Genomic DNA, 25662 nt, shown 5'->3' on the forward strand with positions numbered 1-25662 from the left:
AACAAGCTTATAAGTGGTGGGTCATGATGGACTCGAACCATCGACCAATGGATTAAAAGTCCACTGCTCTACCAACTGAGCTAATGACCAGCTCAAAATCGAATTCACTAGCTTATAAGTGGTGGGTCATGATGGACTCGAACCATCGACCAATGGATTAAAAGTCCACTGCTCTACCAACTGAGCTAATGACCCGCTCAAAATCGAATTCGTATGCTTGTAAGTGGTGGGTCATGATGGACTCGAACCATCGACCAATGGATTAAAAGTCCACTGCTCTACCAACTGAGCTAATGACCCGCTCAAAATCGAATTCGCAAGCTTATAAAGTGGTGGGTCATGATGGACTCGAACCATCGACCAATGGATTAAAAGTCCACTGCTCTACCAACTGAGCTAATGACCCGCTCAAATATGAATTCTGAAGCTTGTAAAGTGGTGGGTCATGATGGACTCGAACCATCGACCAATGGATTAAAAGTCCACTGCTCTACCAACTGAGCTAATGACCCACTTAACGCAGCAGTTTTTTGTTACCAATCGCCTGCTGCGGGCGCTTATAATACTTATTTAAATTTTGAGTGCAACTGAAATAGCTAGTTTTTTTCACTTTTTATGACTAAGCGCCTAATTTTAAGGCACTCCGCTCAAAAAGTGATAATTACATCTTCGCTAAACGCTCTGTTGCCAATTTTGCAGGAGTCGTACTTGGATACTCTTTAATCAATTTATTAAGGAGCGTCTTCGCTTCTGCTGCTTGTCCCTGTTTATGTAAAATAGTACCCAGCTTTAACATCGCTTCTGGACGTTTATTCGATTCAGGGAAATTATCAACAACGGTTGCAAAATAAGACTTAGCTTTACCATCGTCAGACTTTATTAAGAATAGCTGACCCAACCAGTAATGCGCATTCGGCACATACACCGAATTTGGATACTGCTGCAAGAAACTTTGAAACTCAGGGATTGCTGCATCGTAGCGCTTATCCTTCATTATCATGTTTACTGTACGGTCGTACGCTTCATTCTCAGACAGATTACTGCTGAATGCTTGCTCTGGCGTAACATCAGGCGTTACCGCGGCTGCGGTGGATTGTGACTGGTCATAAGCTTGACTGACGCGATTTTCAATCTCTTGATACAACTCACGTTGACGTTGTAGCACTTTTTCAAGCTTATAACTCTGCTCTTCTGTCACACCGCGCACTTGGCTTACTTCTTCTTGCAAAAGATTAAGCTGTTGCTGTAACTCAGCCTGCAGCAAATTGCGGGTTCTCATCATACTCTCAAGTTGAGAGACACGTTCTTCTAGTGTTTGATTTGAATTTGCAGCTTCTGAAACAGGAGCGGGAGCAGCCCAAACTTGGGCGCTCCCGCTCATGAGTAAGAATGCTGCCAAAATAGTATTCGGCTTCATAATAACTCTTTCTTAGTACACTAATACCGCGCGACGGTTCTTAGCGAACGCTTCTTCTGTACGTGACTTAATCATTGGTTTTTCTTCACCATAGCTCACTACAGAGATTTGGCTGTCAGAAACACCAAGGCTTTGAAGGTATTTAGCAACTGATTTACCACGGCTTTCACCTAGTGCGATGTTGTACTCTGGCGTACCACGCTCATCAGCGTGACCTTCAACAAGTACTTTCACGCTTGGGTTTTTCACTAGGAAATCAGCGTGCGCTTGAAGTAGTTCAGCATATTTGCTCTGGATAGTAGATTTATCGAAATCGAAGTAAACGATCTGTTCTTGACGTAGGGCTTCATATTTCTCACGTAGTTTTTCTTCAGCAGATTTCTCGCGAGACATAGTGTTTACGTCAACAGTGTTGTCCTGTGTGGTTGCCGCTTGGTTGCTTTCGCTAGCCGCGCCCTCATCAACACTTGAAGATGAGCTACATGCTGCAAGTGTCATCACTGGCAACGCGACCATTAAGGCTTTTAGAGTTTTGTTAAGTTGCATCGAGTATATTCCTATATCTTTATAAATCTAACCAGCAAAATTACTGTAAAAACGGCGACCAGGCTGGTGCCTTAACTTGACCGTCCAAGACAGGTAACCTTGCCTTGAAACGACCATCCATAGACACCAATGCCAATACCTGCTTATTATTGTGCAAGGTGCTGTATATTATCATCGAACCGTTTGGTGCAATACTCGGAGACTCATCTAGTCTCGTACGAGTTAGCACTTGAAACAGCCCGGAATCTAATTCTTTTTTCGCAATATGGTAACGGCCCAGCGTACGGTTAACCATAATCAGACGTTTACCATCTGGCGTGATCGAACCTGCTAAGTTCATGTCGCCGTCGAACGTAACTCGCTTAGACCTACCAGTTTTTAAATTTAACTTATAAATCTGAGCATTACCACCCCTTTCAGATGTATACACAATTTCTTGACCGTTTGGATGCCAAGAAGGCTCAGTATCTATACTACGATGACGAGTTAAGCGTGTTTCTTGACGAGTTTTCAGGTCAATTAGGTATACTTCTGTCGCTCCACCTGCATCCTTAGAGAGTACTGCAAGTAATTTAGTTCCATCAGGAGAAAACTGTGGCGCGCCATTAATACCTGGGTGACTCGTGATCAGTTCGCGTTTTCCGGTGTAAATATCTTGAATGTAGATTTGCGATTGGCGATTTTCAAAAGTCACGTACGCAAGCTTGTTTGCATCCGGCGACCATGCAGGAGACATTAACGGCTCTTTGGAGCGCAATAACACCTGCTCGTTGTAACCGTCATAATCGGCAACAACCAATTGGTATGGTTTATCTTGGCCGTCACGTACGATAACGTAGGCAATCTTAGTTCTAAATGCGCCTCTTTCACCTGTTAAGGCTTCATATACTACATCACTAATTTGGTGCGCATAGTTTCTAAAGCCAGTACCGCTGACAATACTTTGCCGTCCTTCAAGCACATGGTCATCGCTTTGCATTAAGCGACCATTTGACATAATGCGAGTTTCACCACCGGTAAGCTGTGCTCTGATCACGTCAATCAGTTCATACTTTACCAAGTAACGCCCAGCAGATTGCTGGGTCACGGTGCCTACAACTACCGCTTCAACCCCGGCATCAACCCATGCAGCGTAGTCGATTTCCGAGTCAGTTGTTGGCAATTGAGGCATGTCAGCCTCGGCAACAGGCTTAAATTTACCACTGCGCATCAAGTCTGCAGAAATAACGTCACTTAAACTCGACGGCATTTCACCAGTGCCATTATATTTAAATGGTACAATTGCGATAGGTCTGGCACTGTCTACCCCTTCTGTTATCACAATTTCAAGTGCGGCTTGCGCAAACTGTGATACACCCAGAGTAAAAACCAGCAATAAGGTTGTGAACTTCTTTAGCATGTTCGTCCTTTAAAAATTTGGTTTAATTGTTAAATTGATATTCTTAAGCTGCTCAAACACGTCTTTATCTTTAGAAACAGGTAAAGTATCTGCCATTTTCACAGCACGGATAGCAGCTTCACAAACTAGTTTATCGCCGCCCAATGACTCTACATGCGTCACAAGGCCGTTAAAGGCTAGACGAATGTTTACTCGGCATTGTTTACCTTTCATTGTTTCATCGATAAGTAAGTTTGCTTGAATGCGTTGCATGATAAGTGCTTTAAACTTATCCACTTCGCTCAATACTTGCTGTTGACGGATCTTCGCTCTTGCTGCCTGCTCCTTAGCAAGCTGGTCACGAAGCATTTGTTCTTCAAGTGCCTTTTGGCGTTGACGCTCCGCTTCTTCCGCTTTTCGTTTTTCCTCAGCTTCGCGGCGTTTCCTCGCCTCTTCTGCCTTTCTTAAGCGATCTTCCTCAGCTTGGCGCTGGGCCGCAGCTTTTTTAGCCGCTTCTTCCGCAGCAGCTTTCTCAGCTCTCGCTTTATCAGCCTGCTCTCGTTGCTTTTTCTCTATTTCACGAGCGCGTTTGGCTTGCGCCTCAGCTTGGCGAGTCTCTTCCAACTTAGCTTGACGCTCTTGCTCCAGCTTTTTAATGCGCCGCGCTTCGGCTTCACGGTCTTTTCTAGCTTGCTGCGCACGCTGTTCAAGATCGCGAATACGGCGATCTTCAGCAGCTTGCTTTTCTTCTTCACGCTTTTTTAAATCCGCAATCTTTTTCTCAACCGCTTGCTGATCAACCGACACCGCAGAAACGGCCCTTTCAGGCTTTTGATCTTTTTGCTGTGGATTTAAGGTGACTTCCATCACAGTAGGTGTATCAACTTGAAAATTTGCCGTAGCAAATAGCAGACCGCCAATTGCGCCATGAAGCAATACTGACTTAACTACGCTGCTAGATAATGAACTCATTACTCATCCTCAAATGATTTAGTCATTAGGCCAACAGAAGGAACACCCGCTTTTTTCAAGAAATCCATTAAATAAAGTACTTCTTGATACGACACTCTGCCTGAACCTTTAATCATTACAGGGGTATCTGGATTTTGTTCTAACTTAAGTTTAATTACCGCAGCTACTTCTACTGCATCCATTGGTGCTTCAGGATCCGTACCAACAGTCACAAAATAGCGACCTTCAGCGTCAATGGTGGCAATAATCGGTGGCGAGTCTTTGGTTTCAACCAATTCAGACTCTTCCATCTGAGGTAAGTCTACTTTTACGCCGTGCTGGATAAGTGGAGCCGTTGCCATAAAGATGATTAACAGCACCAACATAACATCAATATAAGGAACGACGTTGATCTCCGCGACGGGACGACGTCTCTTACGCTGATACATTTTGTTTTGCCTCTACTTGTGTTGCAGCCTGACGATAAAGAATATTAGCGAACTCTTCCATAAAGTTAATGTACTGAGTTTCTAGCTTTTCTACATTTTTGGCAAATCGGTTATACGCCATAACCGCTGGAATTGCCGCAAACAGACCCATGGCTGTTGCAATCAAAGCCTCAGCAATACCTGGTGCAACCATTTGCAGTGTTGCTTGTTTCACTTCGCCAAGCGCGATGAAAGCATTCATGATCCCCCAAACGGTACCAAATAGACCGATATAAGGACTGATAGAGCCAACTGTTGCTAAAAAAGAAAGGCTTGATTCTAACTTTTCAATTTCACGAGAAAGCGCGACACGCATTGAACGGTGAGTACCTTCAACAACAATTGAAGGAGATTGGATATTGCCTTTTTTATGCTTTGCAAACTCTTTAAAGCCGGATACAAATAGCGCTTCTAGTCCTGACGCACTACCAGTCCTTGCAGCTATTTCATTATAGAGTTTGCTAAGATCCATACCGGACCAAAATTTTTGCTCGAAATTCTTTGATTGGCTTTGGGCTTGAGAAATGACTGTTTTACGTTGAAAGATAATTGCCCAAGAAGCAACAGACAATCCCACCAGGGTCAACATAACAAGTTGTACCAAAAAACTGGCTTTTAAAATTAGATCGACAAAATTTAGTCCCGATTCCACGTTATTATACTCCCAAAAGTGTTTCGGCAATGGTAGCCATTTATATTCTTTCGCTCTACCGAGCAATATCTAGAGATAGACTAGATTTACTACCAAAAGGTTCAGCTAGTTTAACCACACTACAAATACCTTACAATCTCAATACTGCGAATTCATTGTATTTGACGATAAATAGAGCAAAACAGTGTAACTCCTTTTGCTTTACCCAAACTTAAGCAAATTCGACAATCTCCATCACAGCCTCTAAATATGACCCAAAACTGCATAAAATAGGAGTTTTATGCACAAATAGAGAATAAAACCTCAAAAAACAGATTGGTCTTACCAATTAACAACAGATTATCTAATATTTACATTTTGCGCATTTAACATACAAAACCATATTTTACATAAACTTACATAAATACATCGCCACGTTTAAGCTCACTTTTTAACCTCAAAAAAATTCTTGCATTAGTTTTTTTTATCTGAAAAAAGAATTTTTCTAGTTTGATGAAAAACCAAAACCTCTTTAATATACACCTTGTACTGAGCGAGCAGCTGAAGTTTCAGCAAAGCACAGTTACTTGCAATAGGATTCTGATTTTTCGTATTGCTAAGATGACGCATTTTGTGGATAAAACCCAAGGTAACTCATCTTGTTCCCTGGATTACTTCCTTCAACTTGTTGTTTTGCCCGCATTATTTGCGGGCTTTTTTTTGCCTGAAATTTGGTGCAAGCTCCTTATTACGATCCACGTTTTCTTTAGCACTCGGTCATTTTGCGGTTTTTATTTAGCACTTGGTTTAAAGGACGAGACAATCTACAAATAGTTTAAGCAACGTATAGCCCACACAGGTCGAGATAAATTTACCTGAGGTTTGGATAAGAAAGCTTCTCACTCCTTGTTGTTAAGGGGAAACTTAATTTACCTCCTTGTCTAGCCAGAAAGTTTTAGGGGAAACTAGGCGAATTTACGCACCAATAGCAGGCTATTGGAAGTAAATTCAACGCAGTTAGCGCTGAAACTGGCTGCTAGAAAGGCATTAATTATCCGAAGCTCAGGTAAATTACTTCAGCAGTAATGAATCTTGCTTGAATTGAGCGGATACAAAATAATGGATTTATGCACACGTGATTTGCGATAAGCGAGTGTAGAAATGAAATAGCCAAGTGAATACTCGGCTATGAAGAATAAAGGTGTTCGTTACCCTCCTTGAATTATTCTGGCTTGCTTAGCTCAAAATGCATATAAGCTTTATCAGAGACTATACGTCCTCTTGGCGTGCGTTGAATAAAGCCTTGTTGGATCAAAAATGGTTCTATCACATCTTCGATGGTTTCTTTTTCTTCTCCAATTGCCGCAGCAAGGTTATCCAAACCAACCGGGCCACCGGTAAACTTTTCTATGATTGCCAGCAGATATTTGCGGTCCATATAATCAAAGCCACATTTATCAACATCGACCATATCCAACGCTAAGTGCGCAATCTCTTCAGTGATAGAGCCATCGCCCTTCACTTCAGCAAAGTCTCTTACCCTGCGTAGTAAACGATTTGCAATTCGTGGTGTACCGCGCGCTCGACGCGCCACTTCAGTTGCGCCCGACTCGCTGATCTCTAGATTTAAATGATACGCTGAGCGAGTCACAATCGAAGACAAATCTGCAACCGAATAAAACTCCAAGCGCTGCACAATACCAAAGCGGTCTCTCAATGGTGAGGTTAACGAGCCGGCACGTGTCGTTGCACCAACTAAAGTAAAAGGCGGTAAATCCAGTTTAATCGAGCGTGCTGCTGGGCCTTCACCAATCATGATGTCCAATTGGTAGTCTTCCATAGCGGGATAGAGAATTTCTTCCACCTGAGGGCTTAAACGATGGATCTCATCGATAAATAGCACATCCCCTTCTTCAAGGTTAGTGAGCAATGCGGCCAAGTCTCCCGCTTTTTCAAGCACAGGTCCCGAGGTGGTTTTTATATTAACCTCAAGCTCGTTTGCGACAATGTTCGCAAGCGTGGTTTTACCTAAACCCGGCGGACCAAATATCAGCAAGTGATCTAAGGCTTCCTGTCTTGAACGTGCCGCTGCTATAAAAATTTCCATTTGCTTTTTGACATGTGGCTGACCGGTATAATCATTTAGTAATTTAGGTCTAATCGCCCTATCAACTAAATCTTCATTACCTTGGATCTCAGGTTCAATTAATCTATCTGCTTCAATCATAGTTACATCATCGATTTAAGAGCGTCTTTAATGATACTCTCGGTCGTCATGCCTTCTCTGTTTACGGCTTTTACCGCTTTTTGTGCTTGAACTTGTTTATACCCTAATGCCATTAAGGCTGCAATCGCTTCATCTGCTGGGGTATCACTTACCGTCGGATGCTCTTGCGGCGCAAGTACAGCGGCATCGCTAAACGGTGTGAGTAAGTCATTGCCAAAGTCTTTTAGCTTATCTTTCATTTCAAGCACTAGGCGCTCAGCGGTCTTCTTACCAACTCCTGGGATCTTAACCAAAGTCGTTGCGTCGCCATGATTCACGCAGCTAACAAATTGCTCCGCAGACATGCCCGATAATATTGCAAGTCCGAGCTTTGGACCGACTCCGTTCGCTTTAATTAACGTTCTAAACAATGCACGTGCGATCTTGGTATTGAAACCAAACAGTAGCTGCGCATCTTCACGTACCACAAAGTGAGTAAATACTGAAACCGACTCGCCCACGCTCGGTAATTCATAAAAACAAGTCATAGGCATTTGCACTTCATAGCCTACACCTGCAACATCAATTAATATCTCTGGTGGCTGCTTTTCTAACAGTGTTCCGCTTAATTTTCCTATCATGGTTATCTCAACCTTCCTCTTACGGTTTTACGCGCTGCACCTGCCATTTTTATTAAGTTTTGCCTTGAGTGCGCGTGACAAATCGCCACCGCCAACGCATCTGCTGCATCTGCTTGGGGTGTGCCAGGCAATTTTAATATGCGCTTTACCATTTCCTGTACTTGGGCTTTGTCTGCACCACCGGTACCCGCAACGGCTTGTTTAACTTGCCTTGCCGAATATTCACTCACAACCACTGACTGCATGGTCGCTGCAACAATGGCCGCACCTCGCGCCTGACCAAGTTTTAAGGCTGAACTTGGATTATGCGCAACGAACACTTGCTCAATCGCAAAGTCGCTCGGCGAAAACTGCTCTATGAGCTGCGTGATCCCTTGATAGATCATTTTTAATCGAGTGGGAAAGTCATGCTCACCAACTTTAATGCAACCGCTCCCCAAATATTGGAACTTTGCACCTTGGTGGGCAATCACACCATAGCCTGTAAATCTTGACCCCGGATCAATTCCTAAAATGACAGCCAAATGCATCGTCTCTTGGTTTTTTGGTTATAATGCCAAAATACTGTATAGATTACCAGTTATAAGCTAGTTCATCTGATCAAAAAAGGCGACCAAAGTCGCCTCTTTTACATCAGGTTGGCGAACTTACTCGCCTTCACCTTGCTCTGCTAACTGCTTTTCTATCGAGATAGCAAGCTCTTTTAGCGCATCTGGGTTTGCTGGGCTTGGCGCATCAGTCATCAAGCACGACGCTTGCGTTGTTTTCGGGAACGCAATAACGTCACGGATGTTGTCGGTGCCACACAGTAGCATCACCAAACGGTCAAGACCGAATGCCAAACCTGCGTGCGGAGGCGTACCATACTTCAGAGCATCGAGTAAGAAACCAAACTTCTCTTGCTGCTCAGACTCTTCAATACCTAGAATTCTGAACGCCGCCTGTTGCATTTCGTTGTTGTGAATACGAACCGAACCGCCACCGACTTCGTAGCCGTTAAGTACCATATCGTATGCATCAGAAAGTGTACCTGCTGGATTTGCTTCAAGGTCCGCAGCACATACGCCCTTAGGCGCAGTAAACGGGTGGTGTACCGCGTGTAGGTTACCTTCGTCGTCTTCTTCGAACATCGGGAAGTCAACAACCCAAAGTGGTGCCCATTTAGTTAGATCAGTGATTTCTAAATCAAGACCAATCTTCAGACGTAGCGCGCCCATCGCTTCGTTTACAGTATTACGCTTGTCTGCGCCGAATAGAATAATGTCACCTGTGTTTGCGCCTGTGCGCTCAAGTAGTGCATTGATCACTTCTTCATTCAAGAACTTAGCGATTGGCGACTGTACGCCTTCGATACCCGCATCACGGTCGTTCACTTTCATCCAGGCGAGGCCTTTCGCACCGTAAATACCTACAAACTTAGTGTATTCATCGATTTGCTTACGTGAAAGTTGTGCGCCACCAGGTACTGATAGTACTGCAACACGACCTTTTTCGTCGTTAGCAGGGCCGCTTAGTACTTTAAATTCAACATCTTTTACGATGTCTGCAACGTCGATAAGCTCAAGCGGGTTACGTAGGTCTGGTTTATCCGAACCATATTTGCTCATCGCTTCGCTGTATGGCATCACAGGGAACTCACCCAAATCAACGTCTAGGAAAGACTGCCACATTTCACGGATCATTTTTTCTGTCACGCCACGAACTTGATCTGAGCTCATAAATGACGTTTCGATATCTATCTGAGTGAACTCAGGCTGGCGATCGGCACGTAAGTCTTCATCACGGAAACACTTTACGATTTGATAGTAACGGTCAAAACCAGACATCATTAGCAGCTGCTTAAATAGCTGCGGCGACTGCGGTAGCGCATAGAAACTGCCTTTGTGAACACGACTTGGTACTAGATAGTCGCGTGCACCTTCAGGTGTTGCTTTAGTTAGTACTGGCGTTTCAATGTCTAAGAATGCATTTTCATCCAAGAAACGACGCACAAAGCTACTCGCTTTAGCACGCATCTTAATGCGATCGCTCATTTCTAGACGACGTAGGTCTAAATAACGGTATTTAAGACGACGCTCTTCAGAGTTTTGCTGATTGAAGTCAAGCGGTAATGGTTCTGAACGGTTGATAATGGTTAAGCCAGTGCCTAAGATCTCAACTTCACCGGTTGCCATGTCTTTGTTTACTTGGCTTTCAGGACGCGCACGGACAACACCTTTGATCTGAACACAGAATTCTTGGCGCAACGTATTCGCTTTATCCATTAAGCCTTCCACTTCAGGATCGAATACCACTTGCACAAGCCCTTCTCTATCTCTTAAATCGACAAAGATTAGGCCGCCAAGGTCACGACGTTTATTGATCCAACCACATAGTTCAACTTCCTGATCTACATGGCTCTTATTTAGTTTTCCGCAGTATATAGAGCGCATAAAATTCCTGTCAGTCCAGTTTGCTCTTACGACTAATCACTTCTCACCACACAATATGAATTCACCGTATTGGTAAGCCAGTCGCTAAGACTCATTTTCAATAACCGCCAATTATATAAAAATACGCTGCATTGTCATCCTCAATCTAAGGATCTGATACACTATTCACACATTTAATCGTTGTTTTGATCACTATGTTGTATCTGGGTTGCCCACAATGGAGTAGCGCACACTGGAAAGGTCGAGTATTTTCCAGCCATTGTAGTGCCACAAATATGCTCAAAGAGTATGGCCAAATTTTTAATAGCGTTGAAGGCAATACGACTTTTTATGCCGATCCAAATCCGCAGACCGTATTAAAATGGCTAGAACAAGTGCCCGATGACTTTCGCTTTACGTTTAAAATTCCTAAGCGTTTTAGTCATGAAATGGCACTTAGCCACTGCCAAGATGAATTATTGACTTGGTGTAAAAACATGGCGCCGCTGTTTCCTAAATTAGGCGTGTTAATGCTGCAATTACCTGCACAGTTTGCGCCTGAACATAAAAATAAAATGCGACAATTTCTATCTTGGTTGCCCAAAGCGCTAACTGTTGGTGTTGAAGTACGGCATTGGGACTTTTATCGCAAAGGCGATGCTGAGCGCAGATACAACCAATATTTAATCGAAAATAACTACAACCGCATCGTGATGGATACTCGCGCACTCTTTAGCGAGCCTGCCAGTACCCCTGCGATAGTAGATGCACAGCAAAAAAAGCCGCGATTACCTGTGCATGCTATTGCCACTGGAGACAGCCCTATTCTGCGATTTGTTGGTTGCTCTCAGCTTGAGTCTAATAGAGACTTTTATCAACCTTGGTTAACTAAACTTAATCAATGGCTCAGCGAAGGTAAATCACCTTATGTGTTTTTCCATACCGCAGACAATTTTGATGCACCATTTTTAGCAAGACAATTTATCGCTGATTTAGAGATACATCATCAAGTAAGCAATCCATTCCCCGCTGAAAAAGAAGCAAAGCAAGAGGCGCTGTTTTAATGTCCCATCCCTATTTTTTAAACTACTCAGAGCAAGTCCAGACTCAAGTCACTCAGCTAATAGAGAGCAAGCGACTCAGTGCTTTTTTCAAAAGCCGCTATCCTGAAGCGCATCAAATCAAAAGCGATAAGCTACTTTACGAATATGTGGAAGGATTAAGACAGCAGTACTTAAAAAATACCCCACGGGTATCGCAGGCCAAGTTTGAGAAGCGCAACAATATGGTATTGAATGCGTTAGGAACCCATACGTTCAAAACCACACGACACGGGCAAAAACAAAAAACGTCGCACCAAATACACATCGCAGCACAGTTAAAACACGCTCCCGAGGCGGTACTACGAGCATTGGTTGTACACGAGTTAGCGCACTTTAAAGAGAAAGACCATAACTATTCCTAACAATCGGCTTATCGGCTAAATGTTGTCAACATATGTATAACGATTGAGGGTCAACATCACTAACTTTTTAGCTCATTAGAAATAAAATCATGAACTTTCATTTGTGTCTGGAATAAAGATTAAATTTTTGACCTTACGCTCAACGATGAGATAACGCTATCGAGAGCTCACCGATTAGCTGTTGTCACTATCAGAATAAAAATAAGTAAGGTACAATTTTCTTTATTCATCTTCCTAAGCTAAAAAACACAAAGAATGCCATCTTCAAAAGTAAAATTAGCTCCGTTAAAGTATCTATCGTCATACTCACTTGAAGTGCAAAATCAAGTCAGAACGATGATTGAACAAGATACACTAGGTCAATTTTTACTTAAGAAGCATCCCAAAGTGCATGATATTAAAAACGATAAATTGCTTCGTGAATACGTCCTAAGTTTAAAGAACACTCACTTACGGAAGTCCTCTCCATTAAGTAAAGTTATTTACGATAAAAAAATCCATGCTGTAAATAACGCTCTGGGCTCGCATACATTTATTTCAAGAGTTCAGGGAAATAAGTTAAAGAGTAAAAATGAAATACGAATTAGTGATATTTTCAAAACAGCACCTGAAGTGTTTTTAGAAATGATTGTTGTTCATGAGTTAGCCCACATCAGAATAAAGCAACACGATAAGGCATTTTATCAATTGTGCCAGCACATGCTCCCTAACTATCACCAGCTAGAGTTTGAAATGCGTGTATACCTAACTCAACTAGAATTAAAAGGTCAAATTTACAAATAAAAATAAAAATAAAAATAAAAATTTGATGTTTATTTGAATGAGTGTGACTGCCAAGGCTTAGATAAGTTTGGTTGCCGCAAACTTAGGGCTATAACCGCATAACGCTTATTACCTGAGCCGAATTTACGCCCAATTTAGCTAGATTTATAAACGTAATGGCTCACTTTAAAATTCTCTTCCTCCATGAAGAATGTGCTACCAAACTTGACCCACCGAGAAGTATATTAAATAGCGGAGTACTCAATAGCTATTGCTGAATTGTAGTAGCCCATATTTAAGCTTACAGCTTAGAAGAACTAGTTTAGACTTCACCTGCAAGGAACTATAAGCTCTCAATAGACGGTCAATCTAACTCATTTTTGGACAATTGTGAGTTGGGATGAATGCGTGCTTTGTGCCAGAAGCAAACCTTAAGATATCTAAGATTTACCTTCAGCTGACAATCGCGACAAAACTCTTTTCTGAAACTCCCGAATCGGCAATTCGCCATGACTTGCCGACGGGCCAAACTCAAAATAAGGACTAGCAAGCGACTTTTGTAGCTGCTCGCAAACATAGATGTCTTCTTTCATAAAATCACCGCTACCTAAAGCGTGTGTTTCATCAAGACTTTGATATTTGCCCTTCACCTTTCGTTGCCAGTAACTGTAAGAAACGCTTGCCTGTTTAAGGTATTCCATAATTGAGCAATCTTTCACTTTACTGCGAATCACCACTTTAGTTTTGTTAACCGCTAACGGAATAATCTGAAATACTGACCAACTTGATTCCGTTTCAGCCAAACCTGTACATGGAAATAACATAGGTACCCAAGCACCAAGTCGCACATCGTCTTTATCCAGTAACATCGGATATGGTGAATTTTTGGCAATATCAGCGCGGTAATCTTTGGTTAAAGGTTCCCAAAAGTAAAAATGCTCCCCGGCAAAACCAAACTCAGCGCGTTGATGGTCATACATGGCTAACGTACCTGCATGAAGCTGTGCAAGATGGTAATGATCTATATAATTTTCTACTACCAGCTTCCAGTTTGCATTGATAGTTTTTTCAATGACATATTCCTTAGCCTCAACCAAACGCTCCACTTCGTAAGGTGCGAGGTGCTTGTCCATCGGCGAAAAAAATTCAGATAGTGACACCGCATTGATATCTGGGTGCACCCAAATCATACCTCGCCAAACTCCTACTTGAGCCGGTTTTAACGATAAACATTTCTTATCTACACCTTCAAAATCTTGCTTTTGCTTTGGCATCGATTTTAACTCTCCTGTTTGGCTATAGGTCCAATCATGATAAGGACAAGAAATGATGCGCGTTAACTTGCCCTTACCTTCAACTAACTGCATTCCTCTGTGACGGCAAATATTATGCAGCGCTCTTAATTCACCTTGTTCATTGCGATAAACCAAAATATTGTTGTTACCCGCCTGCACGGTTAAGTACTCGTTGGGCTGGCTTAAATCTTCAGCCAAGCCGCAAAAATACCAGGTGTTCGACAATATTTCTTGCTGCTCTAAAGCGAATATTTGCTCATCGGTATAGTCTTGTGCAGAAAATAAATTTTGATTCAATATCTTGCTCCTATTTGCTTACGGTCATCAGTCTTGAAGATTAAAGGTTAATAAAATGGCCAGTGAGGATAGATAAAACATGAAGCCGCCACCAACCCCCAGACCAACATGGTCAACCAATACATACCAGGCTGATCTGCTCGACTATAAGGGTGCCAAATATAGGCAACCCCTCTTACTAAATCGACTAATAACCAGAGCACAAGAACAATGCCTAACCAATAACTATAAGGTAAACTCATCAACACATTCATTCTCCTCTACTTTCAGCCTTTTTTACAAACCTTGATCTGCATTCAAAATGCCGTCTAAATTATTGTCTAGCGCAGCTTGCCAACCTTTGCCTGGGACCGTACAAGTTAAGGTTAAGCTATTTTGTTTAGATGTTGCTAAGGTAATCAGTTCATCTGAAGATAAAAGCGCCTCAGAGGCTTTATCACTGCGATATTTTTGCTGCGTTGTATCGTAGAAATAACCACGTTTTTCATTTGAAATTACACCTAAAGCAATCAAGTCACATTCTGTCACTTCACCGCCTAATAATTTAGAAACAAATGGTGTTGTAGCACGCTGCTCTAACAGTTGTATTCTTGCTCCAACTTGACCAGCGGTTTGACTATTTAATGTAACTTGCTGACCAACAATTGGCGCTAAGTCGTTATCAAACTCCATCATGTAGTCCACCAAACCTTGTCGAGTTTCTTCATCAGGAATACCTATCTCACCTGCGTTAAAGTGACAACCATAGCGTTCGTCAGCGCCTTCAGGACAACCAATTTCACCATTATCGAATACTCCCCCTTTTAAGAAGTTTAGTAATTGATCAGTGGCGCCATCATGTAAGAAGCCAAAACCACGGATTTGATCACCTTGGTGCTCTTTAGTATGTGAAGGAAGAAAGCCTTCTCTATCAGGTAAACCAAACATGCCAACTCGGGTATACAAATTTCTAAGCTGAGGTACTTTTAAGATTTGAATTTCTCCACCATGGGCAATTTCGCCGCGACTACCATAAAAGCCTTGTGAATGATCGACACCATGGCAGCCCTCACAGTTAACGCCATCAACACTGTCACCGTTAAGCGGCGTATCTTCAGCAGCACCGTCTGCACGACGTTCGCCATGGAAGAACATTTCTCCGGCTTGAGCTGAAGTAGATAATGAGTTGTTTAAACCGCGGATAGGGTTAGGTGGTAAAGCGACTTTTAGCATGAAGTCGGCAAACTTATCCATATCTTGTTCAAGTTCAATCACTTGTGCTGATTTATCACCAGCACTAACAGTTGTTGGCAATTCGATATCCAAGCCAAGTAAGCCTTCAAACGCAACGATAAAGTTTTTAAATGAAGTTCGCTCATCTAACGTTTGCTCAACATCGTTACCAAAATAGCCGACTGAACGATCACCACGCCAGTGCATATGTCCATGGTGTTGCATACCACGTAAAGTTTGTGTGGCCATAGGGCCTTTCATCGATGCGAAGCTACGCTTGTCGCCATTGCCGTTGATTATCTCTAGCAATTGACAACTAGACTCATCAGGTCCTACTAATAAACAACCTAATTCAGATAGATTATCGGTTGGAAATGGCTGCGGATTACTGCTATTGCTAGCATCTGGGTTACCTAAGTTCCAACTCAAATGATCGGTATCACCAAAAATATGGCAACTTGCACAAGAAGATTCCCCATTTGAAGATGAGCGATTGGCGTCGTAAAGCATCGCACGACCCGCCATGTAATCTTCTGGCTCAGTTGTCGGCATCGCAATTCGTTGTACTTCTTGTTTACTGTTTAGGTCAACCCGCACAAGACTATTGTCAAAGCGGGTGAACACATAAAGTGATTGCTTTTCTTCGTTAAGTAAAAGCCCTGCTGGACCACCTTCAACAGACATATAACGACTACTTAAATGCAACGGATTAAACTCTTCTCCGTCGCCATCCCAATATTGATCATCAGACAATAGAATCGTCGGTAAAACGGCGACCTTATTTGAGCCTATTACTGCGCTATATAGCCATTGTCCATCATTAGATACCGCAAGTTGCAACGGCGTAGACAAACTGTGTTCTTTAATTGAGCCATTTCCCTTTAGGTCTTGATAGTTGATATGGCGATTTAAATGTCTTGCCTTAACCGCGCCTGTCTGAGGGTTTATCACGCTAATCTGGCTTTTTGCAATATTGCCTTGAACCGTTGAGCCAGCGAAATCACCTGGCCCTTCAAATCGCGTCGCATTATTTGCATCAGTATTTGATACAAATAACTCACCCGTTTTTGGACTTACCGCTAAGTTAAATAAGGTTGTACCAACATGGTTATACGAACGGATTATATGATGACTGTCAGTGTCGATTGCAAACACATCGTTATCTGGCAAATGAAAGCGAATGCCGTTAGAAAAATTGCGACCTTTGGTATCGCGCCATTGTCCAGATTCACGATCGTATTTCACTATCATGCTGGTCCACGGCTGATATTCGCCATCTGCGTTAACCCCTGGCGCTGTCCTTCCACCAGGTAGATAACCGTCAGCTAAGCCATTTGGCGAGCTTTTGCCATCAAGTACCTGGCAAGGGTAACCACCATATTCATCATCTTCAAAGCCATTACACATTACCGCTTCATGAACAGCCGTAGTCTGATTGCCGGAATTCAACACCGCAGCGTAAACGGTGTTTTGATCAGGTGAAACAACAAGCCCTCTTAATGTATCACCAAACATAGAAGCAACTTCTAACGGCCTGCCTCCCAAGTTTTTACCGACATTTAAGGCATCAAATATCCAGATATCTGCACGACCAACCCCTGCCGTATGGAGTTTAGGATCTCCAGCACCTTTAACATTAACTAGATCTGGACTCGTTCGTTGTTGTCCACGATGTGCTGTGGTAATGAATGCCTTATTTTTAGCAAAAACAATATCCCTAGGCTCATCACCAACAAGTAAAGTACGTACAACGCGTGCAGGTTTTTGGGATAAATCGACAATACTGACAGAGTCAGATAAATGATTTACTACCCAAGCATAATTTTCGTGAACAGCAACCGCTACAGGCTCTAAACCAACATCAACCGACTCCTTATACTCAACTTCGCCTGCGTCATTCATTGCAAACAGCTCAAGTGTGTTGTTTGAGGTGTTAGTTACTAATAAGGTATTGCCACCTTTCGTTTTTGCAATTGGTCGAACTGGCGCTGACTCAAAGCCAACAAAATCGGCTAAAACTTCTGGTGGTGAGACCTTTATTGGTGGCTTAGGTTCTACTACCCGTTGCTCATTTTCATTTTTAGTTGAGCGATCACCGCACCCTATCAGTGCTAGGCCTAATAAATAACAAAATGCTTTACTCATAATACTCCTCCCACATCTGCATAAAGTGTTTACGCAAGCAGACACAAGCAGAAATATATTTTCACATTGACAATTTACACTTTAGATCGACACCCTATAAATTGTCAATGTGACAATTTAAAAAAGATTGCTATAGTTTTAAAAAATGAAAATTAAAGAGATATGTTATGGCACGCCCAAGTCTGGCACCCCAGAGAATTGAAGAAATTCTCAATGCGCTAGAAGTATGTATATTGAAATATGGTATTCAGGCAACGTCTCTGGAAAACATTGCAGAAACTGCCGGCATGAAACGTACGATTTTGCGCCACTACATTGGTAATAGAGACGATATTATTTGTGCTCTCAGTAAGCGGTGGCGCGATAAATACAGTGAGCAGTGGCAACAAATTGTCGCCTGGTTACCTACTGCAAATAGAGGTGAAGCCATGATTGAAGCTTTGTTTACTGTGGGTTCAGCTGACCGAGTTAATGCCACAATTATTGGCGAGGCGATATTCTCTGAAGCGAAACGGCTTCCTGCCATAAAAGAAGATCAACAACATATCATGTTAGAGTTCCACCAATACGTATCTGATGCGCTTAAGGTGGATTTCCCTGATGCCCGAGATGAAAAGGTAAACCTTGTAAGTCATGGAATTTATGCCAGTTATTTAATGGCTGAATCGTTACTGCCATTAAAATTAATCGAACAAGTTCATCAGTTAAAGCTGAGTGCCAAATTACTGTGTAGTACATTGTCTGCAAGCTAAAACATATTTATTTTCACATTGACAATTTAAAGTTATTCGAATACGCTTTGCATCACTCAAGTCATCAAATTTTTTGGGGAGTAGCCATGAAGTTGTTCGGTTCTTTATTAACTACAGGTTTAATTATTACCTGTGTATGGGGCATCGCCCTATTACAGGTCCCTTCTGCTGAAGCAAATACAATATCGGTGCCAGTGCAATCAGCGTCGAAAGAAATTGAAACGTTAGAAGAAACAGCAAAACAGGTTAAACAAAACATCAGTTCAAACGTAAAAGTAAAATCATCTGAAATTAACGAGCAGAAATCAGAAACCTCTCGTCATAAAAATAACTTGTCTAATCTGACTATTACAGGGGTTAGCGAGCGTGTTTCAATAAATAACATCGCCTCTCTTTGGCAATCGTTCGATGATAAAACGCTCTTACATACTAGGCTGATGGAAAAGCCTAACAAGGTCTATGTTTATTATCGTAACTTCAGTAAAGATTATCAGTCGGCTGACGTGTCTATTGGTTATGCAGCAGACATTATTAAACCCTCAACCAAAGCAACAACGCAAATAAATGGTAATTATCAGCAATTGTTGATCAAAGGTGCCTATACAACAACTGAGCTCACGAAGGCTTGGCAAAAAATCGATTACCGACAGCGTGTACATTCAGTGGTAGAGGTTCACTATTTAGATAAAAATAGCCAACCAATAGCCACCGAAGTACTGGTTAAATATCTTTAGGAGCACATGATGGAATTCTTAACATCTACTTTCAGCACCGATGATATTTGGTGGTTAGAAACCTTTATCGATGATTGGTTTTTAGTGATTGCATTAGCGCTTTTTGTCGTTGAAATGATTCGCTACGCTGTTAAAAAAAAGTTCACTCGTAATTTGCTTGGCGATAGTGTCGCTAACTTTATTACGTTAGGGGCATTTATTATGCTAGTAGCATTGGTTGCTGCTGCTTATGCTGGCGTGTTTTTCTATGTTTACGAAAACTTTAGGTTAGTCGATTTACCGCTAACACCCTGGACTATTGTTTGCTGTATTGTCTTAGCTGATCTTGCTTATTATTGGGAGCATCGCTTTCTTCATAAGAACGGCTTTGCTTGGGCAACACACACCGTACACCATAGCTCAACGCACTTTAATATTTCGGTAGCTTACCGTCACGGCCCCTTAGATTGGTTATTCCCGTTATTCTTCCACTTACCTCTGGCAGTGCTTGGCTTTAATCCGTTTATTATTTTCATATCGGAAGTGATTGTACAGGTATACCAAACGCTACTTCACACTGAGACAGTGAAAAAATTACCTCGCCCGATTGAAGCGATATTTAACACTCCTTCTCATCATCGCGTACACCATGCAACCAATAGACAATACTTAGATAAAAACTATGCTGGTATCTTTATCATTTGGGACCGTATGTTTGGTACCTTTGCAAAAGAAGAAGAGAAAGTCACTTACGGTGTATACCCCTCTATAAACAGTGTTAACCCCGTAAAGGTTTTCTTTAGTGGTTACGTTAAACTAGCTAAGCAACTGTGGAATGCGCCAAGTTGGAGTTATCGGATAAAATTATTAGTTAAACCACCTATTTGGGCTTGGCAGCAAGAGCAAATGAAAAAGTAACCCATAAAATATGCGATCAAACTAGTTTGATCGCATATTTTTGAGTGCCCGTTTTTCGCTCTTAAGCGACCTTAACCTATTAGCTCTAAATCGTTAAGGGGCAGAAACGAGTTACACTTGAAGGTCTGCTATTTGGCACTTAAGATACGATTGTTATTCGGTTCTGGCGTTTGGTAAAAGCGAAACGTTATTACTTTGACCGTTTGATATGGTTTTTTCTAAATTGGATGTATAACTGCATTGCCCACAATCGAATATATAAACAACTTATTCGTCCTGGTTGCTTCTCACCCCATATTCAAATAACCTACCGAGCACAGCCAAATCTAGTGGCGCATTGTGTGCAGATTTTCCAGAATACAAATAATTAGGATAAACTGTCCTCTTTCTGCTACGGAGCTTGTTAACTCATTGGTAAGCCAAGCTTGTCGAAGAATGCCTTATTTCGTTCTTTCGCCAAGTTAACTAAGCGATCAAACGAAATAACTTCGATATATGCTTTAAAGCCTTTGTTGTAACCGAAGTAACCTAGATGATCATGAGTCACTTGCAGGTCTAGCATCTTACATCTCTTAAGCAAAGATGGTGTGAGGTCAGCAATCACGTAGCAATAACCTGGAATGTCACTAGCATGTGGAATAGGGCGACCTTGCGGTGTTTTCGTTTCACCATCTCTCACTCTCTCTAGGTAGCCAAGTGCTTGCTCAATAGGATCTTTATCTTCTCCTGCCTTAACATCGTTACGCATAGGTCGTTTTATTTCGACCACAGTAATAGAAGCAAGCGGCATAGACTTATTATCCGACACCAGCATTGGATTATCATAGATGTTCATGGCGAGTAAATCAGGTTCTTTAGCACTGCTAGTATCTACAATAGGCATAGCAGAGAGTGGTTTATCGGATGCTAAATAATTGTGGAATGCCAGACGCTCATCAACTAGCCATAGGTTGCAAGAGTCTAAGAAGACTTCACTTGACTCTTTTCTCATTGGCATAATTAGCTCATGGATGATTTCTTCCTTAGCATACTTACCCTCAGAAGTACGCTCGATAGACTTTTCTAGCAAATCGATAATAACTTTACGATGAGATACATAATTGGCTAGGTCAGACTTTTTCAAGTCTTCTACTTTTTGTAAATAGCTCTGGATACGTTCTTCATATTCTTCCGCTTGCTCATTACGTTTTGGAGTCATGATATGCTGACCTTCGCATAGCAACTGACGCTCTACTGCATACCATTGCTCATGAAGATGCAACTCAACATCTTTATCAGACTTATCCGGGTCAATAATCAAGTCTTTTTCTTCGATGTAGTTAGTAATTGGGCGATAACGAGGAGCTTGGGTCACGATATACTCATCAATCCTACGCTTACCCGCTGAGATATTCTCTTCTAAAACATCTTTAAGGTAAGCTTGTGCTCTCTTAAGAACATCTTCACGAATTACCTTTAGTGAAAGCTCTTGGTTAGCAAAGAGACCATCAAAGCTTTCCGCTATTTCAAATGATGTTCGTTCTGCCCGAACGTTGTCATCCAAGAACTTAGACGATACGTAACAAGTATAAACAAACTCTCCAGAGTCATCAGAAATCTTCTGATAAAGGCCAGGAAGTTTGCCTTGAATTCCCTCTTCTTTTACTAAGCGGTTCGCAGCACATAGAGACAGTTGGTGCTTCTTATTAACAGAAGCCCTGAACTTGATGTGCGTAAGCTCAAACATCTCACCAAGAATTTCAATCTGTTCATGTGCTGCCTGTGAGTGCATGTGCTCATCAAACAACTGATATAGGCTGACGGTTTCTAAACCATCTTCAACAAAGATCTTAGGTACACCACCTTCACGAACAAAGTACCATAGACAGTGTTCTAGCAGCGCATTAGCAATTGTTTCTGTACCTGATGGGACTGCTTTTCTATACGCCTTATCAAAATCATTAAGTGATACTACAGAGCCAGTTTGATTCTGCTTTGACGGCGAAACCTTCTCGCCATGTACACCGTTGCTACTGTTAAAAGCGAACTCACGGTGGCTAAAACTTTCTTGATCAGAAAAGACACTAGATACACTTACTTGGTCAAATACCTTAAGCCACAATAAGCGGCCAACACCACGACACCCTTTATCTATCTTGTGGTCAGAATCTAAGGTCTGGAAGGAGTTAAAGTTTATATTGTTGAAACCACAGCCATTATCTACGACTTTAAATCCAAGAATAGGCGCACAAGACCCACCACTAATATCCATCACCTCTTGTGGTTCACGAATTATGGTTAGAGTTATTTTGCCTTGGTCTGTGTTGCCTTTTTCTTCAATAGAGTGAATAGAGTTAACAACCGCCTCAAATACTGGCATCAAGCCATGATTTCTTGGCAAAGAAGTATTTCTCAGTCGACCTCGTAGGTTCGTATGTAAGTTCATCGCCAGTCCCTTGAGTTTAATATCGTGTTTTTCATTTTAGTTAGGAAAGCATGTTATTGCATAATTGGTTATAGATTAAGTGATATTCTCAAATTTACCGAACTTAATTACCATTTTGGAACTTCGTTTCTCAAAACAAAATTTTATTTGCTACTCCATACCGCATTAACTATTCAACCTATTCGTTAATGGCTCTATGGAATAAAGTCAGAGGATGACTATTGAAATACGCAATTGAAAAGTTGTAACTCGTAGTAGGTAGAAAAATTTCGCCCGAAAGTCCAGTCCGCTTCTGCCACAAAGCAAACTAGTTCCTCCAAACCAATTCCATAGCCTTTGCTCACGCTTCTAATCAAATCTATTAGTGAAGCTCTTTAGCAAATATTGACGCAGCTTTAATCAAAATATCTCGCTCTCTTGATAACTCTTCTAGACGTTTTTCAAGTGAATTAACAATCAAGCTATATTTCGAGTTTTCTAGTTGCTTCGCTGATTGTATCCAATGATACAAAGTGCTCTGACCTATGTTCAAATCTTTAGCAACATCTGCAACCCGCTCTCCTTCGGACAATACCCTTCTTGTCGCTGATAACTTTATTTCATCTGAGTAAGTCTTACTCACAATTATATTCCTCGATAGTGGCTTAGGATTCCTAAGTATACATGATAGAGTAAAACTTAGAGAATCTAAGTACCAGCTTTTTATTATGATTAACCTTTGGATTTTATTAACCCCCTCCCGGTTCGGCTTAAAGAGGCTAGGACAAGAGCAAAAATTTCTCAAAGAGACTTGGGAATTAGAATTGGTCTGGAGCCGAGTTCTGCGAGTGGGCGTATGAACCATTATGAAAAAGGCAGACATACACCAGATTTGCAAACTTTAAAGCGAATAGCTGAAGAGTTGGGCGTCCCACTAAACTACTTCTTTTGCGAAAGCGATCAAATGGCAAAGTTTGTTTTATTATTCGAACAACTATCTGAAGATGAGAAAATCAAGTTACTAAGTGAGTTGGTTCGCAAACGAAAGACCTCGCCAAATTAGTAAATTCAGCTGAATTAGCCTGTCTTCATTTTAATAACCTCCCAACTAAAGTATTAGCTGGTGTCCATTCAAATTTTAGCCTGTTCAATATCTAGCCTAAACGCCTTTATTGTACTTTTCAGTGATGCAAGGGCTTCTGTAAAGTTTAGTTCGTGATTCTGAATTTGCTTTTCAATACGACCTAGCTGGTCTTCAACCACTCCTACAGATGCAGATAGTGCAACTGCACTATAAGCTTTATCATAGCCTCGCATTTTTGCAAAAGCTAAGTGAATATACGTCTCAAGGGAGTGCAATTGCGTATGCCCTGTCCACTCTCTTAACTGTAATTTGAAGGCTTCGGTATTAAGCAAATGTTTTCGAAAATCATCAGCATTAATAATATCTACATGTTGCTGAATAATTTCAATAAGTTTGTTTGTGATAAAAGCGTGGCGATAAAGGTGCGGATGTAGAGCGCCTTTGATTCCCAAATCCTTTTTCCACTTGTTTAAGTAGGTAGTCCATGAGTCAGCTTTAAAAGGCTCACCTGTTTTTGTCGATATAAATAAGAAACCATGATCTTTACCTCCAGTTAGCCCTTTCTCCTTCATAACTTTTCGGCGATACTTCATGTATTGAGCAATATCAGTTACAAGAGTATGGGGAATAGGCACATGTCTTGAAGATTGCTCGTCCTTACGCTTTAACGTATGCATTTTAAGGCACGGCTCGTTCATACTTCTAGCTTCTTTGAAGTCGTCCACGGTTACGAGATGAAGCTCTGCTACACGAGCACCTGTCTGCTCCATTAATTGATACAAAGCTATATCACGATAGCGAACGGCTTTATTTTTATTGGTTTGTATAAAACTCCATACCTTTAGTGCATCTTTCTCACCAACTGGTAACCGTCTTTTAACCGCATCTTTGCTAGGTAGGCAAATATGAGAAGTCGTGGTTATTTCTTTCTTGTACCTACTTCCCTCAATTGAAATTTTGTGAGTAGTTTCGACCACTGTTATGGCATTCGCTTTGTCTACGCCAATAAATAGTTTCAAATCATGGTACTCTTGGACAAACTCAAGAAATTTCAGGCATCGAATGCCAACTTCCAAAACTCTATTGTTACTTTTAACCGTTTCACCATTAGGATGCTTCTCACTTTGCAACCCCTGTATAAAGAGGCGAAAAGTAGCGTCAGATAAATCACTAAAACGGTTAAGATGAGTTGCACTTTCGACATGATAGACCAGAGCTACAATACAGTTAGCATACGTCCTGATTGTCTGGTATTTTAGCCCTTCCTCTAGCAATTTATGAATATACATATTGGCTTCATAGCAGGGAACACCATTTTTATAGGTGACAAAGGGAACGTCCCTTGGTTTATAACATGTTAATTTGCCATCAAACCCAATATGTGACCAACGAGAAAAGTCTTTTAATTTAGTTACAGGCATTAAACTTCGCCATAATTTGCATAATTAAGTTGCGCTTCAACCCTCTTATTAATATCTTTGTAGCGCTTTAAACGCTCTTCATCAGTTCCATCTTGAAATGCCATTGCTTTTAAATTTGCTCGCATTTCTTTAATAACTATATTCAATAAGAAGTTACTTTGCTGAGTGATGGCGAGCAGTTCTTCAGTTGATGCAAGCTTTTGTCGTGCGCTCTCTTCATTGCTCTTTTTTATTTTTCTTGTTAAAGCTTTCTCTATGGCAGTGCGAGCATTAATTCTTAGTCTATCAAGACCAGCGAAACCGTCATCTAACAACAGCTCTGAAAGACTTTTGACTGTATTGATTGCAAGAGAGCCGATGTGCCGTTCAGCATTTTCATACTTGGCTAAGCCACCTTGTGATTTAAGCGCTTTTACTAAGTAATTATTGTTTTTAAACTCATCTGGCGATTTGATGATCTCCAGTAACAGAGCTTCGGTAGCCAGAATTGATCTTTGATTATTTTCTTTATTCTTTTTCATCGTT

24 protein-coding genes and 4 tRNA genes are annotated in these 25662 nt (G+C 41.5%); 7 read left to right on the forward strand and 21 right to left on the reverse strand.

Annotated elements, in window-relative coordinates:
- Positions 1–119: 119 nt before the first annotated feature.
- The 14 genes from NH462_RS00005 to aspS form a co-directional block, all read right to left on the reverse strand.
- Positions 120–195: transfer RNA gene (locus NH462_RS00005), tRNA-Lys, on the reverse strand.
- A gap of 29 nt (positions 196–224) precedes the next feature.
- Positions 225–300, reverse strand: a tRNA-Lys gene (locus tag NH462_RS00010).
- A 30-nt stretch (positions 301–330) separates the two neighbouring features.
- A tRNA-Lys gene (locus NH462_RS00015) sits at positions 331–406 on the reverse strand.
- A 30-nt stretch (positions 407–436) separates the two neighbouring features.
- Positions 437–512: transfer RNA gene (locus tag NH462_RS00020), tRNA-Lys, on the reverse strand.
- A gap of 149 nt (positions 513–661) precedes the next feature.
- Positions 662–1417 carry a tol-pal system protein YbgF gene (gene ybgF, locus NH462_RS00025; RefSeq protein WP_253049975.1) on the reverse strand — a complete coding sequence of 252 codons (756 nt, stop codon included), beginning with the start codon at positions 1415–1417 and terminating at the stop codon, positions 662–664.
- A 12-nt stretch (positions 1418–1429) separates the two neighbouring features.
- Positions 1430–1963: a peptidoglycan-associated lipoprotein Pal gene (pal, locus tag NH462_RS00030; RefSeq protein ID WP_017215988.1), complete on the reverse strand. Its 534-nt coding sequence runs from the start codon at positions 1961–1963 to the stop codon at positions 1430–1432.
- A 40-nt stretch (positions 1964–2003) separates the two neighbouring features.
- Positions 2004–3362, reverse strand: a complete 1359-nt coding sequence (gene tolB, locus NH462_RS00035; protein ID WP_010377596.1) for a Tol-Pal system beta propeller repeat protein TolB — start codon at positions 3360–3362, stop codon at positions 2004–2006.
- Between the two features lie 9 nt (positions 3363–3371).
- Positions 3372–4313 (reverse strand): cell envelope integrity protein TolA, encoded by a 942-nt coding sequence (tolA, locus tag NH462_RS00040; RefSeq protein ID WP_010377595.1) that lies wholly within the window; start codon positions 4311–4313, stop codon positions 3372–3374.
- Positions 4313–4741, reverse strand: a complete 429-nt coding sequence (gene tolR / locus NH462_RS00045) for a protein TolR (RefSeq protein WP_010377593.1) — start codon at positions 4739–4741, stop codon at positions 4313–4315. The genes tolA and tolR overlap by 1 nt, the downstream gene beginning before the upstream one ends.
- Complete coding sequence (tolQ, locus tag NH462_RS00050; RefSeq protein ID WP_253049978.1) at positions 4728–5432, reverse strand: protein TolQ; 705 nt, start codon at positions 5430–5432, stop codon at positions 4728–4730. The genes tolR and tolQ overlap by 14 nt, the downstream gene beginning before the upstream one ends.
- Before the next feature lie 1201 nt (positions 5433–6633).
- The gene (ruvB, locus tag NH462_RS00055; RefSeq protein ID WP_010377587.1) at positions 6634–7638 is read right to left on the reverse strand and encodes a Holliday junction branch migration DNA helicase RuvB; all 1005 of its coding nucleotides are present in this window, start codon (positions 7636–7638) and stop codon (positions 6634–6636) included.
- 2 nt (positions 7639–7640) lie between these two features.
- Positions 7641–8258, reverse strand: coding sequence for a Holliday junction branch migration protein RuvA (gene ruvA, locus NH462_RS00060; RefSeq protein WP_253049981.1), 618 nt, complete (start codon positions 8256–8258; stop codon positions 7641–7643).
- 2 nt (positions 8259–8260) lie between these two features.
- On the reverse strand, positions 8261–8782 hold the full coding sequence (ruvC, locus tag NH462_RS00065) for a crossover junction endodeoxyribonuclease RuvC (protein ID WP_010605128.1): 522 nt from the start codon (positions 8780–8782) through the stop codon (positions 8261–8263).
- A gap of 123 nt (positions 8783–8905) precedes the next feature.
- Entirely contained in the window at positions 8906–10690 is a 1785-nt protein-coding gene (gene aspS / locus NH462_RS00070) for an aspartate--tRNA ligase (RefSeq protein ID WP_253049984.1), read from the reverse strand.
- Positions 10691–10884: 194 nt separating this feature from the next.
- Between aspS and NH462_RS00075 the strand changes: the two genes are divergently transcribed.
- The 3 genes from NH462_RS00075 (at position 10885) to NH462_RS00085 (ending at position 12917) form a co-directional block, all read left to right on the forward strand.
- Entirely contained in the window at positions 10885–11733 is an 849-nt protein-coding gene (locus NH462_RS00075) for a DUF72 domain-containing protein (protein WP_290442318.1), read from the forward strand.
- On the forward strand, positions 11733–12134 hold the full coding sequence (locus NH462_RS00080; RefSeq protein WP_253049987.1) for a YgjP-like metallopeptidase domain-containing protein: 402 nt from the start codon (positions 11733–11735) through the stop codon (positions 12132–12134). Before NH462_RS00075 ends, NH462_RS00080 begins: the two co-directional genes overlap by 1 nt.
- 255 nt (positions 12135–12389) lie before the next feature.
- Complete coding sequence (locus NH462_RS00085) at positions 12390–12917, forward strand: YgjP-like metallopeptidase domain-containing protein (protein ID WP_253049990.1); 528 nt, start codon at positions 12390–12392, stop codon at positions 12915–12917.
- A 419-nt stretch (positions 12918–13336) separates the two neighbouring features.
- Here NH462_RS00085 and NH462_RS00090 read toward each other — a convergent pair whose 3' ends face one another.
- Genes NH462_RS00090 through NH462_RS00100 form a run of 3 tightly spaced genes read right to left on the reverse strand, consistent with a single transcriptional unit; the run spans position 13337 to position 17845 of the window.
- Positions 13337–14488 carry an aromatic ring-hydroxylating dioxygenase subunit alpha gene (locus tag NH462_RS00090; protein WP_253049994.1) on the reverse strand — a complete coding sequence of 384 codons (1152 nt, stop codon included), beginning with the start codon at positions 14486–14488 and terminating at the stop codon, positions 13337–13339.
- Between the two features lie 47 nt (positions 14489–14535).
- A complete protein-coding gene (locus tag NH462_RS00095; RefSeq protein ID WP_253049998.1) occupies positions 14536–14742 on the reverse strand; it encodes a hypothetical protein in 207 nt (68 codons plus the stop codon).
- A gap of 22 nt (positions 14743–14764) precedes the next feature.
- Positions 14765–17845: a hypothetical protein gene (locus NH462_RS00100; RefSeq protein ID WP_253050001.1), complete on the reverse strand. Its 3081-nt coding sequence runs from the start codon at positions 17843–17845 to the stop codon at positions 14765–14767.
- A 167-nt stretch (positions 17846–18012) separates the two neighbouring features.
- On the opposite strand from NH462_RS00100, the gene NH462_RS00105 reads away from it, so the two are divergent.
- From NH462_RS00105 to NH462_RS00115, 3 genes are all read left to right on the forward strand, one after another.
- Positions 18013–18597 carry a TetR/AcrR family transcriptional regulator gene (locus tag NH462_RS00105; protein ID WP_253050004.1) on the forward strand — a complete coding sequence of 195 codons (585 nt, stop codon included), beginning with the start codon at positions 18013–18015 and terminating at the stop codon, positions 18595–18597.
- Between the two features lie 86 nt (positions 18598–18683).
- Entirely contained in the window at positions 18684–19331 is a 648-nt protein-coding gene (locus NH462_RS00110; protein ID WP_253050007.1) for a hypothetical protein, read from the forward strand.
- 9 nt (positions 19332–19340) lie between these two features.
- Entirely contained in the window at positions 19341–20228 is an 888-nt protein-coding gene (locus NH462_RS00115) for a sterol desaturase family protein (RefSeq protein WP_253050010.1), read from the forward strand.
- Between the two features lie 403 nt (positions 20229–20631).
- Here the strand turns inward: NH462_RS00115 and NH462_RS00120 are convergent, their stop codons facing one another.
- Both NH462_RS00120 and NH462_RS22965 read right to left on the reverse strand, forming a co-directional pair.
- Positions 20632–22653 carry a hypothetical protein gene (locus tag NH462_RS00120; RefSeq protein WP_253050013.1) on the reverse strand — a complete coding sequence of 674 codons (2022 nt, stop codon included), beginning with the start codon at positions 22651–22653 and terminating at the stop codon, positions 20632–20634.
- Positions 22654–23014: 361 nt separating this feature from the next.
- Positions 23015–23275 carry a transposase gene (locus NH462_RS22965; RefSeq protein ID WP_169371678.1) on the reverse strand — a complete coding sequence of 87 codons (261 nt, stop codon included), beginning with the start codon at positions 23273–23275 and terminating at the stop codon, positions 23015–23017.
- 96 nt (positions 23276–23371) lie between these two features.
- On the opposite strand from NH462_RS22965, the gene NH462_RS00130 reads away from it, so the two are divergent.
- Positions 23372–23695 (forward strand): helix-turn-helix domain-containing protein, encoded by a 324-nt coding sequence (locus NH462_RS00130; RefSeq protein ID WP_253050016.1) that lies wholly within the window; start codon positions 23372–23374, stop codon positions 23693–23695.
- 68 nt (positions 23696–23763) lie between these two features.
- Here NH462_RS00130 and NH462_RS00135 read toward each other — a convergent pair whose 3' ends face one another.
- Positions 23764–25137, reverse strand: coding sequence for a site-specific integrase (locus tag NH462_RS00135; protein ID WP_253050019.1), 1374 nt, complete (start codon positions 25135–25137; stop codon positions 23764–23766).
- Positions 25137–25658 carry a hypothetical protein gene (locus tag NH462_RS00140; protein ID WP_253050022.1) on the reverse strand — a complete coding sequence of 174 codons (522 nt, stop codon included), beginning with the start codon at positions 25656–25658 and terminating at the stop codon, positions 25137–25139. Before NH462_RS00140 ends, NH462_RS00135 begins: the two co-directional genes overlap by 1 nt.
- Between the last annotated feature and the right edge of the window lie 4 nt (positions 25659–25662).

This window comes from Pseudoalteromonas sp. OANN1 (genome assembly GCF_024124685.1).
GTDB classification, from domain to species: Bacteria; Pseudomonadota; Gammaproteobacteria; order Enterobacterales; family Alteromonadaceae; genus Pseudoalteromonas; species Pseudoalteromonas piscicida.